Here is a 17,274-nt window from a genome sequence, read left to right on the forward strand (position 1 = left end):
CGGGCCGAACTGGCGGCCGCCGTGGGTGCGGTGGTCGCCGGTCTGATGGCGGGCCGCGCGGCCCGGCGCTTCTCGGTCCGTGCCGTCGTCGCCGGCGGGCTCGCCGCCGTCGGCCTCGCGCTCGCCGCGCTGACCGTCATCGGGCAGAACACCGGCTACCCGCTGCTCGGCGCGGCCCTCCTGGTCGTCGGCGTCGGCGCCGGGTTCTCGTTCACCGTCACCGCCGACGTGATCCTCTCCAGCGTGCCCAAGGAACAGGCGGGCGCCGCCTCCGCGGTCTCCGAGACGGCGTACGAACTCGGCGCCGCGCTCGGCATCGCGGTGCTCGGCTCCATCGTGACCGGCGTCTACCGCGACTTCACCGGTCCGGCGGGCACTCCGGCGGCGGCACACGAGTCGCTGGGCGGCGCGGTGGAGGCCGCCGCGGGTCTCCCCGCCGACACGGCCGGGGCGCTCCTGGACTCCGCCCGCCAGGCCTTCGTCGACGGCCTGACCCTCGCGGCCGGCGTCGGCGCCGCGGTCCTCCTGGCCGCCGCGGTGGCCTCCTGGTTCCTCCTCCGGGGCCAGCGCCTGGAGGACGGGGCGGAACACCCGTAGCCCCGGCACGGACACCCGGAACGGCGAACCACACCCTGGGGTGCGGCTCGCCGTTGCGTGGTGTGCGGGGCTCCCGCGGCGCCCGGTGGAGGACGGCTCCGCCGAGGGCGTGCCGTCTTCCCCGTCGGTCCGCCGGAGGCCTACGCCGCCTTCGCCTTGCTCGCGTACATGTCCACGTACTCCTGGCCCGACAGCCGCATGACCTCGGTCATCACGGAGTCGGTCACGGCGCGCAGGACGTAGCGGTCGCGGTCCATGCCCTCGTAGCGGGAGAACTCCATCGCCTCGCCGAAGCGGACCGTGACCTTGCCCGGCCGGGGCAGCCCCGCGCCGCCCGGCTGGAGCTTGTCGGTGCCGATCATGGCGAACGGGACCACGGGCGCGCCGGTCATCAGCGTCAGCCGCGCGATGCCGGTGCGGCCGCGGTAGAGGCGGCCGTCGGGGGAGCGGGTGCCCTCCGGGTAGATGCCGAAGACGCGGCCCTCGTCCAGCACCCGGCGCCCGGTCATCAGCGCCGCGACACCGCCCCGGCCGCCGTCGCGGTCGACCGGGATCATGCCGACACCGGTGAAGAACCAGGCCATCAGGCGGCCCTTGAAGCCCTTGCCCGTGACGTACTCGTCCTTGCCGATGAAGAAGACCTGCCGGTCGCAGACCAGCGGAAGGATCATCGAGTCGATGAAGGTGAGGTGGTTGCCGGCCAGGATCACCGGTCCGTCGCCCGGGATGTTCTCCACGCCCTCCACCCGTGGGCGGAACATCAGGCGCATGATCGGGCCGAGCACTGCCTTGATGAGCGCGAAGCGGGACAACGGGTCCTCCGGTGTCGGGGATGCGGTATGAGTCTGTGCAGGTGAGGACATTACTCGCGGCCCAGGGGGTCACGCACCTCGGGTCACCCGGGTCTTACGCGGTGTTGACGCGTGTTCACCTGCGGTGCCGTCGTGTTGCGCGGCGGTAACGCCTCACGCCGGTGTGAGGCAGGTCGCGCCCCAAGACCGGTGTGCCGCCAGTCCCGGTGTGCCGACCCGGCCCGGATCGAAGCACGGGCGCCGCCCGCACCGTACGAGGCGCGCCGCCGAAGCCACGCCCCCGACCCGTGTGACATCGAGTACCCTCGCGGACCGCCCTCAAGCCGACGGCCCGTCAGCCATTCGCGCCCACCACTCCCAGGGGCCCGAGGCGTCACGCGCGTATCGCGTACGACATCACCCCGCACCCGCGTGTTCCGGCCACGGTCTCCCACTCGTCATGTACGCGCCCCTACGATCGGCCCGCACCGACGTCGACAGCAGGAGGCCCTGATGGGAACGCAGGAGTCGGACGAGCAGGCGGGCGGCACCGGACGGCGCGCGCTCCTCGGAGCGGCGGTGCTCGGCGCGGGCGGAGCCGTATTCGGCCTGTCCGGCACGGCGAGAGCCGCCGGCACCGGGCACGGCGGGGGACACGGCGGCGGCCTGGGGGACCTGCCCGTCCCGACCGTCATCGGCCACCGCGGCGCCAGCGGCTACCGCCCCGAGCACACCTTCGGCTCCTACGAACTGGCCCTCGACATGGGCGCCGACATCGTCGAGGCCGGTGACCTGGTCCCGACCAGGGACGGCCACCTCGTCTGCCGCCACGAGCCCGAGATCGGCGGCACCACCGACGTCGCCGACCACCCCGAGTTCGCCGACCGCGAGCGCACCAAGCTGCTCGACGGCGTCTCCACCACCGGCTGGTTCACCGAGGACTTCACCCTCGCCGAGCTGAAGACGCTCCGCGCGACCGAGCGCATCCCGGCCAACCGCCCGCACAACACCCTCTACGACGGCCGCTGGGAGATCCCCACCTTCGAAGAGGTGCTCCGCTGGCAGAACGAGCAGACCCGCAGGCGGGGCAGGCAGGTCTGGATCTACCCCGAACTCAAGCACCCCACCTACTTCCGCAAGCTGGGCCTCGGCACGGAGGAGCGCCTCGCGCGGCTGCTGCGCAAGTACGGCAAGGACCGCAAGAACTCGCCCGTCGTCATCCAGTCCTTCGAACCCACCAGCATCCAGCGGATGAACAGGCTCGTCGGCAACCCCCTCGCCGTCCTGCTGTCCGGCGCGAACAGCCGCCCCTGGGACTTCGTCGAGACCGGCGACCCGCGCACCACCGCCGACCTGATCACGCCGAAGGGCCTCAAGGAGATCGCCTCCTACGCGCAGGGCATCGGCCCCACGCTCGACCTGATCATCCCGAAGGACTCCGCGGGCCGGCTCACCGAACCGACGACCCTGGTCCGCGACGCGCACCGAGCGGGCCTGATCCTGCACCCCTACACCATGCGCAACGAGAACCCCTTCCTGCCCGCCGAGTTCCGCAAGGGCGGTGACCCCGACGCCTACGGCGACGTCTTCGGGGCGTTCCGCACGTACTTCGCCACCGGCATCGACGGCATCTTCACCGACCACCCGGACACCGGCGTGCTGGCCCGCGAGGACTTCGTCAACGACTGAGCGTCCGCCCCCGGTTGGGGTGAGCTTCGGCCGTCCGGGCAACCCGCCGCCCGGGCGGCCGCGTCGACGTGCATATGACGCACGACCTGGTCACCTCCCTGAGCCCCCTGCTCACCGCCGAGGCCGCGGCCGAGGCACCTGCGTCCGGGGCCGAGCCCGGCGACCTCGAACAGACGGTCTGGCTGCGCCTGCTGGAACGCGTGGAGGCCGACGGCCCGCCCGCCGACCCGCACCGCTGGCTGCGCCGCGCCGTCCGCACCGAGGCCCGCCGTATCCGCCGGACGACCCGGCACGAGCGGCCGTACGACACCGAGCCCGCCGGTGCCGACGCCGAGCACGACCCCGAGCAACTCGCCCTCGCCGCCGCCCGGCACCGCGCCCTGCGCGACGCGGTGGGCCGGCTGCCCGGCCGCTGCCCCCGGCTGATGGAGGCGCTGTTGTCGCCGAGAGACCTCACCTACCGGGAGATCGCGGGGGAGTTGGGTATCTCACAGGGCAGCCTTGGCCCGGAACGTTCCCGATGTCTGGGATGTCTGCGGCGATTGTTGACGCCGGAGGTTGCGGCCCGCTGAGGACGGGGATAGGAGTGGGGGACCACAGGTGATCAGGTGAGCGGGAGGCATGCGCACATGGGCATGAGCGTGACCATCTCGGCGGCGACCGAAAAGGACGCCGAGCAGATCTTCCGGTTGCAGTACCTCTGCTTCCAGAGCGAGGCTGCGCTGTACGGCAACTACCGCATCGACCCGCTCGTCCAGACCCTGGACTCCGTGCGCGCCGAGGTCGCCTCCGACTGCGTCTACGTGGCGCGGCTCGGCGAGGAGGTCGTGGGCTCGGTGCGCGGCCGGGTGAGCGAGGAGGGCGCCGCCGCCATCGGCAAGCTGTGCGTCCATCCCCGGCTCCAGGGACACGGCATCGGAGCCCGCCTGCTGCGCGCCGCCGAGGCCGCCCTCGCCGACGAGCGGGGCGCCAAGCGCTTCCGCCTGCACACCGGACACCGCAGCGAGAGCGGCCTGCGGCTGTACCGGCGGGTGGGCTACGAGACGGTGGGCACCGCCCAGGGTGACGACGGCGTCCCCATGATCGTCCTGGAGAAGCCCGCCCAGGCGTACGCCACCACCGCCTGACGCACCGCCGGGACCGTGCGACGGCGTTACGCGGTGCGGGCCCGGCGGAGCCAGTAGAGGGCGGACAGCGGCAGCAGCACGGGAATGAAGAGGTAGCCCATCCCGAAGTCGGACCACACGGTCGCGTCGTGGAAGGCGGACGGGTCCGCCATCGTCCAGGTGCCGACCGTCAGCACGCCCACCAGCTCGGCGGCGCAGCACACCACCGCCGCCCTGCGGGCCGTCTCGCCGCCGCGCACCAGTGTGTAGGTGATGAACCCGTACACGAGACCCGCCAGCGCGGACAGCGTGTAGGGCAGCGGCGCCCGGTCGAACTCGGTCGCGATCTGGTACGCGGAGCGGGACACGGCGCCGACCACCATCACGCCGTACAGCCACACCAGCAGGATCCCGGGCCCGCTGATCAGCCGCGCACCGGCCGGCTTCTCCTCCGTGGCCACCACGTCAGCCTCCCCAGATGTCATACAGCCGCACCTCCAGGACGGCGAGGACGACGCCGCCCGCGGCCACCGTCACCGAGCCCCAGCGGGTGCGCTCGGCCAGCGACATGAACCCCGCCGCCGGGACGCAGGCGAAGGCGCCCAGCAGGTACGCCACGAAGATCGTCGTGCCCTGGTCCGGCTCCTCGCCCCGCGCCAGCTGCACGATCCCGACCACGAGCTGGACCAGCGCCAGCAGCGAGACCACGGCCATGCCGATGAAGTGCCAGTCCTTGGTCGGCTGGTCACGGTAGGCCGCCCAGCCGCACCAGGCGGCGAGCAGCAGCGCGGCGACGGCGGTCACCAGCGTCAGGGCGTCAAGCATGGCAGCGAGCCTATTACGGCCCAAAAGGCCCGCCGTCCCCGGCCCCGCCCGCCGCACCCGGCACCGGCCCGCGGCGGACCCGTAGGGTCGGGGGCATGAAGCTCCACGCACAGGCCCTGCTGTTCGACAACGACGGAACCCTAGTCTCCTCCCTCGAATCCGTGGGCCGCTGCTGGACGCGGTGGGCCGGCGAGTACGGGATCACCGCGGAGGAATTCGCGCGGGTCGAGCTGCACGGCCGGACCGCCGCCGAGATAGCCGCCGACCTGCTCCCCGCCCACGCGGTGCCGCAGGCCGTCGCGCGAATCGAGCAGCTGGAGGTCGAGGACGTGCCGAACGGCGGCATACGACTGCTGCCCGGCACCCGGGACTTCCTCGACGCGCTGCCCGCCGACCGCTGGGCCGTGGTCACCTCCGCGACCCGGCGGCTCGCCGAGGCCCGGCTGGAGGCCGTCGGCATCCTCCCCAAGAACCTCGTCGCCGCCGACGACGTCACACGCGGCAAGCCCGACCCCGAGCCCTACCTGCTGGGCGCCCGCGTCCTGGGCGTCGACCCGGCCGACTGTGTCGTCTTCGAGGACGCCCCCGCCGGTCTCCGGGCCGGCCGCGCCGCCGGGATGCGGACCGTGGCGTTGGCCACAACCCACCGGCCCGGCGAACTCGAGGCCGACCTGGTGGTCACCGACCTGTCGGCCTTGTCCCCACTGGTCACCGACGCGGGCATCGAGATCGTCGTCCGGGGCTGATCCACCCGCCCGCGGCCACCCACCGTCCACCGGTGTCCACCATCCGGACATCGGCGTCCGGTCACGAGCACACGTCTGCTTTACTGATCGCATGAGCACGACGAGCGACCGCACCCCTGCGACCGAGGCGACGATGACGCCCGGTGCTCGTTGTATGTGCCGCGTCGCTCCTCGCACGTGTCGAATGTGCGCCTTCTAGAGGGCCCCTGCACCACCTGAGCCTCGCGCCCCGAAGCGAGCGCCGCTCATGACCGCCACCGCGCCCCGCGCACGCGGCTGAGCCACGCCCCGCGCACACGTTTCTCCCCGGTCAGCCGGGTCGCACCGCCACCGCGAGAACGTGCCGCGTTCCGAAGGACCCCAAGCCCCCGAAGAACAACGCCCCGTGCCCGGCGCCCACCACCGCGCCGCGCACTCGACAGTGACGGAAACCCACGTGATCACCACATCGGGCCTCACGAAGGTCTATCGCTCACGCGGCCGCGAGGTCACCGCCCTGGACGGCGTCGACCTGCACGTCCGCGAGGGCGAGGTGTACGGCGTCATCGGCCAGTCCGGCGCCGGCAAGTCCTCGCTCATCCGCTGCGTCAACCTCCTGGAGCGTCCCACCGCCGGCACGGTCACCGTCGCCGGTCAGGACCTCACCGCGCTGGCCGGACGCGGCCCCCGCGCGAGCCGCGAACTGCGGCAGGCGCGCAGCCGAATCGGCATGGTCTTCCAGCACTTCAACCTGCTCTCCGCGCGGACCGTGCGGGACAACGTCGAACTGCCGCTGGAGATCCTCGGCAAGTCCGGGAAGGAACGTTCCCGCAAGGCGCTGGAACTGCTCGACCTCGTCGGCCTCGCCGACAAGGCGGGTGCCTACCCCGCCCAGCTCTCCGGCGGCCAGAAGCAGCGCGTCGGCATCGCCCGCGCCCTGGCCGGCGACCCCCAGGTGCTGCTCTCCGACGAGGCCACCAGCGCCCTCGACCCGGAGACCACCCGCTCCATCCTCCAGCTGCTGCGCGACCTGAACCAGCAGCTCGGTCTGACCGTCCTGCTCATCACCCACGAGATGGACGTCGTCAAGACGATCTGCGACTCCGCCGCCCTCATGGAACACGGCCGCGTCGTCGAGTCCGGCACCGTCGGCGAACTCCTCGCCACCCCGGGCTCCGAACTGGCCGCCGCGCTCTTCCCGGTCGGCGGCGACGCCTCCGCCGACGACCGCACCGTCCTCGACATCACCTTCCACGGCGAGGCCGCCACCCAGCCGGTCATCTCCCAGCTCTCCCGCACCTACAACATCGACATATCGATCCTCGGCGCCGCGATCGACACCGTCGGCGGCCTCCAGGTCGGCCGGATGCGCATCGAACTGCCCGGCCGCTACGAGGACAACGTCGTGCCCGTCGGCTTCCTGCGCGAGCAGGGCCTCCAGATCGACGTGGTGAACGCGACGAGCGAGGCGCCGTCCGCGCTGGTGAAGGAAGGTGCCAAGTGACCTGGTCCGAGATGCAGCCCCTGTTGGAGCAGGCCTCCTGGGAGACCCTGATCATGGTCGGCTGGTCCACCCTGATCGCCGTCGTCGCCGGACTCCCGCTCGGTGTCCTGCTCGTCCTCAGCGACCGGGGCGGACTCCTCCAGAACGTCGTGGTCAACAAGGTCGTCGGCCAGGTCGTGAACGTGGGCCGCTCGATGCCGTTCATCATCCTGATGGTCGCGCTGATGAGCTTCACCCGCTGGGTCACCGGCACCACCATCGGCAGCGAGGCCGCGATCGTGCCGCTCGCCATCGGCGGCATCCCGTTCTTCGCGCGCCTCGTCGAGACCGCCGTGCGCGAGGTCGACGGAGGGCTCGTCGAGGCCGTCCAGTCCATGGGCGGCAACACCTGGACCATCGTCCGCAAGGTCCTGGTCCCCGAGGCGCTCCCGTCCCTGATCGCCAGCACCACCACCACGGTCATCGCGCTCATCGGCTACTCGGCCATGGCCGGCACCGTCGGCGGCGGCGGCCTCGGCGACCTCGCCGTCCGCTACGGCTACCAGCGCTTCGAGACCGGGCTGATGTGGATCACCGTCGCGCTCCTCGCCGTCGTCATCTCCCTCATCCAGTTCGCCGGCGACTACGCGGCCCGCACCCTGCACAGCCGCGGGCGCGGCGGCGCCGCCCCCAGGCTCCGGCTGCTCAAGGCGAAGGAGCCGGCCGCCGCCGACATCGGCAAGGTCGCCTGACCCGCCCCTCCCAAAGACTCCCCGTTGTACCCGTGACGGGGTCGCACCACCTCAGGAAAGGCACTTTTCGTGCGTAACACCGCCAAGATCACCACCGCCGTCCTCGCCGCCGGAGCCCTCACCCTCGGCCTCTCCGCCTGCGGCTCGGACAAGGACTCCGCCTCCGACACCTCCGGCCCGCTGGTCGTCGCCGCGACGCCCCTCCCGCACGCCGAGATCCTCACCTACGTCAAGGACAACCTGGCGCAGAAGGAGGGCCTCGACCTGGAGGTCAAGGAGTTCACCGACTACGTCATGCCGAACACGGCGACGGAGGACGGCTCGGTGGGCGCCAACTACTTCCAGACCGAGCCCTACCTCGCGGACTTCAACAAGAAGAACGGCACGCACCTGAAGTCCGTGGCCTCGGTGCACCTGGAGCCGCTCGGCCTGTACTCCCACAAGGCCGACAAGGCCGGCGACCTGAAGAACGGCGCGACCATCGCCCTGCCCAACGACACCGTCACCGAGGCCCGCGCGCTGCAGCTGCTCGCCTCGGAGGGCCTGATCACCCTCAAGGACGGCGCGGGCAACTCGGCCACCACCGCCGACATCACCAAGAACCCGAAGAACCTCGAGTTCAAGGAGCTGGAGGCGGCCCAGACCCCGCGCTCCCTGAACGACGTCGACGCCGCGGTCATCAACGGCAACTACGCCCTCGAAGCCGACCTCAAGCCGGCCAAGGACGCCCTCGTCCTGGAGTCCGCCAAGGACAACCCGAACGTCAACCTCCTCGTCGTCAAGGAGGGCCAGGAGGACGACCCGCGGGTCAAGAAGCTCGCGAAGCTCCTCACCTCGCCCGAGGTCGAGAAGTACATCGAGGACAACTTCGCCGGGTCCGTGCTCCCCTCGTTCTGATCGGTCGCTGCTCCGGTCCCGATCCGAACAGCGCGTCCCGCACCGGGTCCGCTCCGCACGCGCGGAGCGGACCCGGTGGTGCGGTTGCGTGCTTTCATGCTGCATGCTGGGCAGTTCGAGCAGGCCCTGACGGTTACACAGGTTACGGAGCGGCGCATGACGAGCACCTTCCCCAACATCTCCATCAGCACGGAGCGGTTGGTGCTGCGCCCCCTCGACGAGGACGACGTCCCCGCCCTCGCCGCCATGATGAACGACGAGCAGGTCGCCGCCTGGACCCACGTCCCCCAGCCTTTCACCGAGGACGGCGCCCGCACCTGGATCGGCGACCACGCCCCCGCCGAGCGCACCGCCGGCCGCGGCCTCGACCTCGCCGTCACCGAGTTCCTCACCCAGCGGCTGGTCGGCGTCGTCCAGCTGACCAAGACCAACTGGCACGTCCGGTCCACCGAACTGTCGTACATCGTCGCCCCCTGGGCGCGCGGCGAGGGATACGCCTCCGAGGCGGCCCTGGCCACCGCCCAGTGGCTCTTCGGCGACCAGAAGTTCGAACGCCTCGAGCTGCGCACCGCGGCCGACAACACCGCCTCCCAGCAGGTCGCCCAGAAGATCGGCTGCATCAGCGAGGGAGTCCTGCGCAACGCCTGTATAGCGCGGGTCCGCACCGAGGACGGCCTCTGGACGGACGTACGCACCGACTTCATCGTGTGGAGCCTGCTGCCGGAGGACCTGGAGGGCGGGTCCGGGCAGCTCACCGACGACGGCGACTTCACCGCCTTCACGGACTGGAACTGACCCCCGGGGGCCGACGCCGCCGCTTCGCGACCGGGCCGCAGCGGGTACCCTCACGGGGCGCGCCCGCGCATGGTTCAGCAACCACGACCTGCGAAACGCCTGGAGACTGACGACGATGGCCGACCGTGTCACGGTGATCGGCTGGGACGGTTCACCGCTGACCGCCGCGGCACGCTCCGCACTGGGTGCCGCCACTCTGGTGGCCGGCGCCGCCCACCACCTGGCACTTCCCGAGGTACCGCCCACCGCCGAGCGCATCCGTCTCGGCAGCGTGGCCCTCGCCGCCCGGCGCATCGCCGCCCACCGCGGCACGACCGTCGTCCTCGCCGACGGCGACCCCGGCTTCTTCGGCGTCGTACGCACCCTGCGGGCGCCCGAGTTCGGCCTGGAGGTGGAGGTCGTCCCCGCCGTCTCCTCCGTGGCCGCCGCCTTCGCCCGCGCCGGGATGCCCTGGGACGACGCCCATGTGGTCGTCGCCCACCCCCGCACCCTGCGACGCGCGGTGAACGTATGCCGGGCGCACACCAAGGTCGCGGTCCTCACCTCCCCGGGCGCCGGGCCCGCCGAACTCGGCCTGCTGATGGAGGGCGTCCACCGCACCTTCGTCATCTGCGAGGAACTCGGCACCACACGCGAGCGGGTCACCGTCGTCACCTCCGACAAGGCCGCCGACCACACCTGGCGCGACCCGAACGTCGTCATCGTGGCCGGCGGCAGCGTCGGACCGGGCGCGGTCCCCGACGGCGCCGGCTGGATCGCCGGCCGCGACCCCGCCGCCGGACCGCGCGGCTGGTCCCTGCCCGCCGAGGCGTACGCCGGCCCGCTGGGCGAGGGTGAGACCGACCTGCTGCGCACGGCCCAACTCGCCAGGCTCGGACCCCGCCCGGGCGATCTGGTGTGGGACATCGGCTCCGGCAGCGGTGCCTTCGCCATCGAGGCGGCACGCGGCGGCGCCGCCGTCATCGCGGTGGACCGCGATGCCGACGCCTGCGCCCGCACCGAGGCCACCGCACGCCACTTCGGCGTCCAGCTCCAGCTCGTGCACGGCACCGCGCCGCACGTCCTGGAGAACCTGCCCGAACCCGACGTCGTCCGCGTCGGCGGCGGGGGAGCGGCCGTGGTCTCCGCGGTCGCCGACCGGCGCCCGCAGCGCATCGTCGCGCACGCCGCGACCCGTGACGCGGCCGAACTCGTCGGCAGGGACCTGACGGAGCACGGGTACCGGGTCGAGTGCGCCCTGCTCCAGTCCGTCGGACTGGACACCCGGGCCTGGACGGAGACGGAGCGGAGCGTCGCGTTCCTGCTCAGCGGGGTCCGTCTGGACCGCGCCCCGTGATCGGTTGTTCATACCGCGCGGGGTAGGCTGGCGGATTGTTGTACCGCACTCGGACACCCGGCACTTCGTCGGCCGATGTCCGCAAAAACCCGCACCTTCCGGGCCGGGTGTGGTACGGCAGAACCGGAGGACGCGCAACGTGGCGCAGTCCACAGCGGGCCGTCGCGGATCAAGCTGTCGTGGCGGGGGAACGACCGCGACAATGCCACTCAATGGCTTTGTCGTCTTTTCCTGCGGGTCGTTCGTGCCGCTGGGCACGCACGCTCGTTCTTCACTGTGGGGCGGTCGGTGCGCCGCCCCGGGTGAGCTGGTCGTAGAAGCACTAACCGATGGGCGAGGGGTTACGCATGACCGACACCGGCCAGATCCCCGGCGAGGGGCTGCCGGAGAACGCAGGCATGGTGGAGCAGCCGGGCGTCCCCGCACCCGGCGCGTACACCTACCTCTCCGAGGCCGAAACCGAGGACGAGGACCTGTTGTTGCTGCCGGGAGCCCAGGGCGCATGGGGCAACGAGGTCGCGCCGCCCGCGCCGGAGCCGGTCGTCGAGACCGTGCACCAGCCGGGCCCGCACGAGCTGTCCGGCCGTGACAGCGGCTCGGTCGACCTCAATGGCGTCCGCCTGCCCGATCCGGCGCAGGACCCCGCGACCGCCCCCGTCCAGCCGCGCAGGCCCCTGCACCTCGGCCCGCCGATTCCCGACACCTCGGCCAGCCCGGTCCGCTCCCTCGCCGACCGCGGCCCGGCCGACGCTCCGGTACGGCACTCCGGACCGCCGCCCGCCGGCCCGGAGTACCTCGACGGTCAGCAGGCCGCCGCGACGCCTCCGCAGGCCGCCGCGCCCTGGGGAGCGCAGGGCGAGCCGCAGACCGCGCAGGCGCCGGTGAGCGCCGCGGCGGGGCATGCGGAAACGGTTATTCCGGTACCGGAGCAGGCATCCGAGCCGGTGGGCGCGGCCCAGGCGCTCGTCACGCGCGTCGCCACGGAGGCCGTCGCGGCGACGGCCGGAACGGGCGCGCCCGAGGGCGAGTCCGGCGAGGAGTCCTCCGCGCCGGTGGGCCACGTACCCGTCCCGTCGGAGGAGCCCGCGCCCGAGCCGGTCGTCGCGGAGCCCACTCCCGAGCCGGTCGCCACGGAGCCCGCCCCCGATGCGGTGGTGGCGGAGCCCACTCCCGAGCCGGTCGCCACGGAGTCCGCCCCCGACCCGGTCGCCACGGAGCCCATGGCCCTGGCACCTGACGAGGCCCAAGAGGCCCAAGAGGCCCAAGAGGCCCAAGAGGCCCAAGAGGTCGAAGGAGCCGACGAGGCCGACGCGGTCTCCGAGCCGTCGGCTCCCGAGGAACCGGCGGCGTGGGAAGAACCCCCGTCCGCCGAGGCTCCCGCGTCCCAGGCCCCGCCGGCCGAGGCTCCCGCGATCCAGGACGCCCCGGACGCCCCGGTCCCGGACATGCCCGCGCCGCCCGTCCCGGCAGCCGACCCCGCCCCCGAGGTCACCGAGCCCGACCCTGCCCCTGCCCCGGCCCCGGCCCCGGCCCCGGAGGTTCCGGTGGCCACCGAACCGCCCGCACCGGTGCAGCAGGAGGAGGTGCCGCAGCCCGAGCCGCAGGCACCCCCCGTACCGCAGGCCGTACCGCAGGATTCGGCACCCGCGCACCCGGACGTCGTGTCCGCCGCGCGACCGCCCGCCGAGCCCGCCCCCGAAGCCCACCCCACCGCCGAACAGGCCCCGGACGCCCCGCAGGAAGACGTGCCCCAGGACGTGGCCGTGTTCCCCGCCCCGCCCGAGACCTCGGAGACCGACGCGACTCCGGTCGCCGCCACCGTCGAGCAGCCCCGGCCCGAACAGGCGCCCGTCGCCCAGGAACCGCAGCCCGACGACTCCGTCGGCCAGTTCCTGCCGGTCGACGGTGCTCCCGTGCCCACCACCCCGCACCTCGCCCCCACCCCGCCGGAGGCACTCGTCCTCCCGCCGGAGGGCCTGGCCGCGGAGCCCGGCACCGAGGACCCCGCGACGGACCCCGCGGTCCCGGCCCCCCGCGAGGCCGACCCGGGCCTCGCCCAGAACGCCGACGACCTGGACACCCACGCCGCCGACCAGGACGACCTCGCCGACGCCGCCGTGCCCGCCTCGGAACAGACGGCGCCCCAGGACGGACGCCGGTCCGCCGGACCCGCGGCCCCCGCCTACGACGACGCCGAGCGCGAGGCCGTACTGAAGGTCATCCGCGAGCGCCGTGACATCCGCAACGGCTTCCGCGGCGACCCCATCCCGCACGAGGTGCTGCTCCGCGTCCTGGAGGCCGCCCACACCGCGCCCTCCGTGGGCCACTCGCAGCCCTGGGACTTCGTCGTCATCCGCTCCGCCGACACCCGCCGCGCCATGCACGAACTGGCGATGCGTCAGCGCGAGGCGTACGCGAAGTCCCTCCCCAAGGGCCGGGCCAAGCAGTTCAAGGAACTGAAGATCGAGGCCATCCTCGACACCCCGGTCAACATCGTCGTCACCGCCGACCCGACCCGCGGCGGCCGGCACACCCTGGGCCGGCACACCCAGCCGCAGATGGCGCCGTATTCCTCCGCGCTCGCCGTCGAGAACCTCTGGCTCGCCGCCCGTGCCGAGGGCCTCGGCGTCGGCTGGGTCAGCTTCTTCGACGAGCGCGAGATGGTCCGCGCCCTGGGCCTGCCCGAGCACCTGGACGTCGTCGCCTACCTGTGCGTCGGCTACGTCGACGAGTTCCCGGACGAGCCCGAACTGATGCAGGCCGGCTGGTCCAAGCGCCGCCCGCTGTCCTGGGTCGTGCACGAGGAGACGTACGGCCGTCGCGCCCTGCCCGGCGAGGCGCCGCACGACCTGCTCGCCGAGACCGTCGCGCAGATCCGCCCGCTGGACGCCAAGGCGCTCGGCGAGGCGTGGGAGCGGCAGAAGCGGATGACCAAGCCGGCCGGAGCGCTCGGCATGCTGGAGATCATCTCCGCCCAGCTCTCCGGACTCTCCCGGCAGTGCCCGCCGCCCATCCCGGAGCCCGCGGCCGTCGCCGTCTTCGCCGGCGACCACGGAGTGCACGCCCAGGGCGTCACCCCCTGGCCGCAGGAGGTCACGGCCCAGATGGTGGCCAACTTCCTCGGCGGGGGAGCGGTCTGCAACGCGTTCGCGACCCAGGTCGGCGCCGAGGTCTGCGTCGTGGACGTCGGCGTCGCCACCGACCTGCCCGCGACGCCCGGCCTGCTGCCCCGCAAGGTCCGGGCCGGCACGTCCGACATGACCACCGGCCCCGCGATGACCCGCGAGGAGGCCAAGCAGGCCGTCGAGGTCGGCATCGAGACCGCCCGCGACCTGGTGGCGGCGGGCAACAAGGCGCTGCTCACCGGCGAGATGGGCATCGCCAACACCACCGCGTCCGCCGCGCTGATCTCCGTCTTCACCGGCGCCGACCCCGCCGAGGTCACCGGCCGCGGCACCGGCATCAACGACGAGACGCTGGCCCGCAAGACCGAGGTCGTCCGCCGTGCGCTGGAACTCCACCAGCCGGACCCGGCCGACCCGCTGGGCGTCCTCGCCGCCGTCGGAGGGTTCGAGCACGCCGCCATCGTCGGCCTGCTCCTCGGCGGCGCCTCCCTGCGCACGCCGGTGATCCTGGACGGGGTCAGCGCCGGCGCCGCCGCCCTGGTGGCCCGGGCGATCGCCCCCGAGGTCCTCGCGGCCTGCATCGCGGGCCACCGCAGCGCCGAGCCGGGACACGTCGCCGCGCTCAACAAGCTCGGCCTGCGTCCCCTGGTCGACCTGGACCTCCGCCTCGGCGAGGGCACCGGCGCGCTGCTGGCCCTGCCGATGGTGCAGAGCACCGCGCGCGCGATGCACGAGGTGGCGACCTTCGACTCGGCCGGGGTCACCGAGAAGTAGCACCGCGACGCGCCGGACGGGGCGGGGCGGGAAGGGGCGGCGGGAGATCCGTCGCCACCGTCCCGCCACCTGCCCGGCCCGGCCGTACGCTGGACCGACCTCGTGCCGCCCGTGCACGTCTTTTACAATCCGCACGTATCCCCACGTCAGGGCCGCTCCACCGCCGCAGCGCCCACCGCATGTCAGGACGAGGAGCCCACCCTGATGGCCGAACACCCCGCCTACCCCGTAGGCCTCCGCCTCACCGGCCGTCGCGTGGTCGTCCTCGGCGGCGGTCAGGTCGCCCAGCGCCGCCTGCCCGCGCTGATCGCGGCGGGCGCCGACGTCCTGCTCGTCTCCCCCTCGGCGACCGCGTCGGTCGAGGCGATGGTGGACGCGGGCGAACTCACCTGGGAGCGACGCCGGTACGCGGACGGCGACCTCACGGACGCCTGGTACGCGCTGATCGCCACCAGCGACGCCGAGGCCAACGCCGCCGCCTCCGCGGAGGGCGAGCGGCGCCGCGTCTGGTGTGTCCGCGCCGACGACGCCGACCGGGCCACGGCATGGACCCCGGCGTCCGGCCACAGCGCGGGGGTGACCGTGGCCGTGCTCACCACCGACGCGCGCGACCGGGACCCCCGCCACACCGCCGCCATCCGCGACGCGGTCGTGGAGGGCCTGCGCGACGGGACGCTCGTCGCGCCGCACCAGCGCACCCGCGCCACCGGCGTCGCCCTCGTCGGCGGCGGTCCCGGCGACCCGGACCTGATCACCGTCCGGGGGCGCCGCCTGCTCGCCGAGGCCGACGTCGTCATCGCCGACCGGCTCGGCCCGCGCGACCTGCTCGCCGAGCTGCCGCCGCACGTCGAGGTCATCGACGCCGCGAAGATCCCGTACGGCCGTTTCATGGCCCAGGAGGCCATCAACAACGCGCTGATCGAGCACGCCAAGCAGGGCAAGGCCGTGGTCCGGCTGAAGGGCGGCGACCCGTTCGTCTTCGGCCGGGGCATGGAGGAGGCGCAGGCGCTGGCCGAGGCGGGCATCCCGTGCACCGTCGTCCCCGGCATCTCCAGCTCCATCTCGGTGCCCGGCGCGGTCGGCATCCCGGTCACCCACCGCGGCGTCGCCCACGAGTTCACCGTGGTCAGCGGCCATGTCGCCCCCGACGACGAGCGCTCCCTGGTCGACTGGGCGTCCCTCGCCAAGCTGACCGGCACCCTCGTGATCCTCATGGGCGTCGACAAGATCGGCCGGATCGCCGAGACCCTCGTCGCGCACGGCAGGTCCCCCGAGACGCCGGTCGCCCTGGTCCAGGAGGGCACGACGGCCGCCCAGCGCCGGGTGGACGCGACCCTCGCCACCGTCGCCGACCGGGTCGTCTCCGAGGGCGTCAGGCCCCCGGCCGTCATCGTCGTCGGCGAGGTCGTCGGCGTGGGCCCGCACGGGACGGTCTGACATGGGCGGCATCGTCACCGTCGACGACCCCGGCGACCCGCGCCTGCACGACTACACGAACCTGACCGACGTCGAGCTGCGCCGTCGCCGCGAACCCGCCGAGGGCCTGTTCATCGCCGAGGGCGAGAAGGTCATCCGGCGGGCCGGCGAGGCGGGCTACGCGATGCGCTCGATGCTGCTGTCCGCCAAGTGGGTCGACACCATGCGCGACGTCATCGAAGAGGCCCCGGCCCCGGTGTACGTCGTGGACCCCGAGCTCGCCGAGCGGGTCACCGGCTACCACGTCCACCGCGGAGCCCTCGCCTCCATGCAGCGCCGGCCGCTCCCGGCCACCGCCGACCTGCTGCGCACCGCCCGGCGGGTCGTGGTCATGGAGTCGGTCAACGACCACACCAACATCGGCGCGATCTTCCGCTCCGCCGCCGCCCTCGGGATGGACGCGGTCCTGCTCTCCCCGGACTGCGCCGACCCCCTGTACCGGCGCAGCGTGAAGGTCTCCATGGGCGCGGTCTTCTCCGTGCCCTACGCCCGCCTCGCCACCTGGCCGGCCGGCCTGGAGACGGTCCGCGAGGAGGGCTTCTCGTTGCTCGCCCTCACGCCGGACGCACGGGCCGAGCCCCTCGACGAGGTCGCCCCGCACCGCATGGACCGGGTGGCCCTCATGCTGGGCGCCGAGGGCGACGGCCTGTCCCGCCGGGCGCTGGCCGCGTCCGACACCTGGGTCCGCATCCCGATGTCCCACGGCGTCGACTCCCTGAACGTGGGCGCGGCGGCGGCGGTCGCCTTCTACGCGGTGACGGTGGGCCGGCCCACGGCGTAGGTCCGCACAGTCCTCCCCTCTGGCCTCCGGCCGGGAGGCGCCCCCAGCCCCGCGACGCCCGGCACGGGCTCTCGCCGCACCGGGCGAAGCCCGAGTACGCCCAGTACGAGGGGGTGCGCCCG

Annotated in this window: 16 protein-coding genes; 13 read left to right on the top strand and 3 right to left on the bottom strand. The window is 73.3% G+C overall.

The window, feature by feature from the left end:
- Nucleotides 1-597 (top strand): MFS transporter (locus ACFW01_RS32965; RefSeq protein ID WP_384509798.1); only part of this gene is annotated, 597 nt, incomplete at its 5' end.
- 140 nt (nt 598-737) lie between these two features.
- Here ACFW01_RS32965 and ACFW01_RS32970 read toward each other — a convergent pair.
- Nucleotides 738-1,409, bottom strand: a complete 672-nt coding sequence (locus tag ACFW01_RS32970) for a 1-acyl-sn-glycerol-3-phosphate acyltransferase (RefSeq protein ID WP_122617250.1) — start codon at nt 1,407-1,409, stop codon at nt 738-740.
- A gap of 492 nt (nt 1,410-1,901) precedes the next feature.
- On the opposite strand from ACFW01_RS32970, the gene ACFW01_RS32975 reads away from it, so the two are divergent.
- The 3 genes from ACFW01_RS32975 to ACFW01_RS32985 all read left to right on the top strand — a co-directional run bounded on the left by ACFW01_RS32975 (nt 1,902) and on the right by ACFW01_RS32985 (nt 4,204).
- Entirely contained in the window at nt 1,902-3,077 is a 1,176-nt protein-coding gene (locus ACFW01_RS32975) for a glycerophosphodiester phosphodiesterase (protein WP_384509801.1), read from the top strand.
- A 74-nt stretch (nt 3,078-3,151) separates the two neighbouring features.
- On the top strand, nt 3,152-3,649 hold the full coding sequence (locus tag ACFW01_RS32980; RefSeq protein WP_384509804.1) for a sigma-70 family RNA polymerase sigma factor: 498 nt from the start codon (nt 3,152-3,154) through the stop codon (nt 3,647-3,649).
- 57 nt (nt 3,650-3,706) lie between these two features.
- The gene (locus tag ACFW01_RS32985) at nt 3,707-4,204 is read left to right on the top strand and encodes a GNAT family N-acetyltransferase (protein ID WP_234958409.1); all 498 of its coding nucleotides are present in this window, start codon (nt 3,707-3,709) and stop codon (nt 4,202-4,204) included.
- Nucleotides 4,205-4,230: 26 nt separating this feature from the next.
- Here the strand turns inward: ACFW01_RS32985 and ACFW01_RS32990 are convergent, their stop codons facing one another.
- Nucleotides 4,231-4,647, bottom strand: a complete 417-nt coding sequence (locus tag ACFW01_RS32990) for a hypothetical protein (protein ID WP_234958408.1) — start codon at nt 4,645-4,647, stop codon at nt 4,231-4,233.
- A gap of 1 nt (nt 4,648) precedes the next feature.
- Nucleotides 4,649-5,008 carry a hypothetical protein gene (locus ACFW01_RS32995; RefSeq protein WP_161327551.1) on the bottom strand — a complete coding sequence of 120 codons (360 nt, stop codon included), beginning with the start codon at nt 5,006-5,008 and terminating at the stop codon, nt 4,649-4,651.
- Nucleotides 5,009-5,103: 95 nt separating this feature from the next.
- Here ACFW01_RS32995 and ACFW01_RS33000 point away from each other — a divergent pair, with 95 nt between their 5' ends.
- The 9 genes from ACFW01_RS33000 to ACFW01_RS33040 all read left to right on the top strand — a co-directional run bounded on the left by ACFW01_RS33000 (nt 5,104) and on the right by ACFW01_RS33040 (nt 17,152).
- On the top strand, nt 5,104-5,754 hold the full coding sequence (locus tag ACFW01_RS33000; protein WP_384509807.1) for an HAD family hydrolase: 651 nt from the start codon (nt 5,104-5,106) through the stop codon (nt 5,752-5,754).
- Nucleotides 5,755-6,190: 436 nt separating this feature from the next.
- Entirely contained in the window at nt 6,191-7,237 is a 1,047-nt protein-coding gene (locus ACFW01_RS33005; protein WP_384509810.1) for a methionine ABC transporter ATP-binding protein, read from the top strand.
- Entirely contained in the window at nt 7,234-7,968 is a 735-nt protein-coding gene (locus tag ACFW01_RS33010) for a methionine ABC transporter permease (protein ID WP_161327554.1), read from the top strand. Before ACFW01_RS33005 ends, ACFW01_RS33010 begins: the two co-directional genes overlap by 4 nt.
- 69 nt (nt 7,969-8,037) lie before the next feature.
- Entirely contained in the window at nt 8,038-8,865 is an 828-nt protein-coding gene (locus ACFW01_RS33015) for a MetQ/NlpA family ABC transporter substrate-binding protein (RefSeq protein ID WP_384509814.1), read from the top strand.
- 156 nt (nt 8,866-9,021) lie between these two features.
- Entirely contained in the window at nt 9,022-9,660 is a 639-nt protein-coding gene (locus ACFW01_RS33020; RefSeq protein WP_384509817.1) for a GNAT family N-acetyltransferase, read from the top strand.
- A gap of 115 nt (nt 9,661-9,775) precedes the next feature.
- On the top strand, nt 9,776-10,996 hold the full coding sequence (gene cbiE, locus ACFW01_RS33025) for a precorrin-6y C5,15-methyltransferase (decarboxylating) subunit CbiE (RefSeq protein WP_384509820.1): 1,221 nt from the start codon (nt 9,776-9,778) through the stop codon (nt 10,994-10,996).
- A gap of 347 nt (nt 10,997-11,343) precedes the next feature.
- On the top strand, nt 11,344-14,895 hold the full coding sequence (gene cobT / locus ACFW01_RS33030) for a nicotinate-nucleotide--dimethylbenzimidazole phosphoribosyltransferase (protein ID WP_384509823.1): 3,552 nt from the start codon (nt 11,344-11,346) through the stop codon (nt 14,893-14,895).
- Between the two features lie 204 nt (nt 14,896-15,099).
- Nucleotides 15,100-16,332 carry a uroporphyrinogen-III C-methyltransferase gene (gene cobA, locus ACFW01_RS33035; protein WP_234958329.1) on the top strand — a complete coding sequence of 411 codons (1,233 nt, stop codon included), beginning with the start codon at nt 15,100-15,102 and terminating at the stop codon, nt 16,330-16,332.
- A 1-nt stretch (nt 16,333) separates the two neighbouring features.
- Nucleotides 16,334-17,152 (top strand): RNA methyltransferase, encoded by an 819-nt coding sequence (locus ACFW01_RS33040; RefSeq protein ID WP_234958328.1) that lies wholly within the window; start codon nt 16,334-16,336, stop codon nt 17,150-17,152.
- The last annotated feature ends 122 nt before the right edge of the window (nt 17,153-17,274 follow it).

This window comes from Streptomyces sp. NPDC058985, from assembly GCF_042740985.1.
Classification (GTDB): domain Bacteria; phylum Actinomycetota; class Actinomycetes; order Streptomycetales; family Streptomycetaceae; genus Streptomyces.

What these genes read in the sequence shown, in the direction of transcription:
- ACFW01_RS33020 (WP_384509817.1), top strand. Translation starts at nt 9,022, where the DNA reads ATGACGAGCACCTTCCCCAACATCTCCATCAGCACGGAGCGGTTGGTG.
- ACFW01_RS33040 (WP_234958328.1), top strand. Translation starts at nt 16,334, where the DNA reads ATGGGCGGCATCGTCACCGTCGACGACCCCGGCGACCCGCGCCTGCAC.
- cobA (WP_234958329.1), top strand. Translation starts at nt 15,100, where the DNA reads ATGGCCGAACACCCCGCCTACCCCGTAGGCCTCCGCCTCACCGGCCGT.
- ACFW01_RS33000 (WP_384509807.1), top strand. Translation starts at nt 5,104, where the DNA reads ATGAAGCTCCACGCACAGGCCCTGCTGTTCGACAACGACGGAACCCTA.
- cobT (WP_384509823.1), top strand. Translation starts at nt 11,344, where the DNA reads ATGACCGACACCGGCCAGATCCCCGGCGAGGGGCTGCCGGAGAACGCA.
- ACFW01_RS32980 (WP_384509804.1), top strand. Translation starts at nt 3,152, where the DNA reads ATGACGCACGACCTGGTCACCTCCCTGAGCCCCCTGCTCACCGCCGAG.
- ACFW01_RS32995 (WP_161327551.1), bottom strand. Translation starts at nt 5,008, where the DNA reads ATGCTTGACGCCCTGACGCTGGTGACCGCCGTCGCCGCGCTGCTGCTC.
- cbiE (WP_384509820.1), top strand. Translation starts at nt 9,776, where the DNA reads ATGGCCGACCGTGTCACGGTGATCGGCTGGGACGGTTCACCGCTGACC.
- ACFW01_RS32975 (WP_384509801.1), top strand. Translation starts at nt 1,902, where the DNA reads ATGGGAACGCAGGAGTCGGACGAGCAGGCGGGCGGCACCGGACGGCGC.
- ACFW01_RS32985 (WP_234958409.1), top strand. Translation starts at nt 3,707, where the DNA reads ATGGGCATGAGCGTGACCATCTCGGCGGCGACCGAAAAGGACGCCGAG.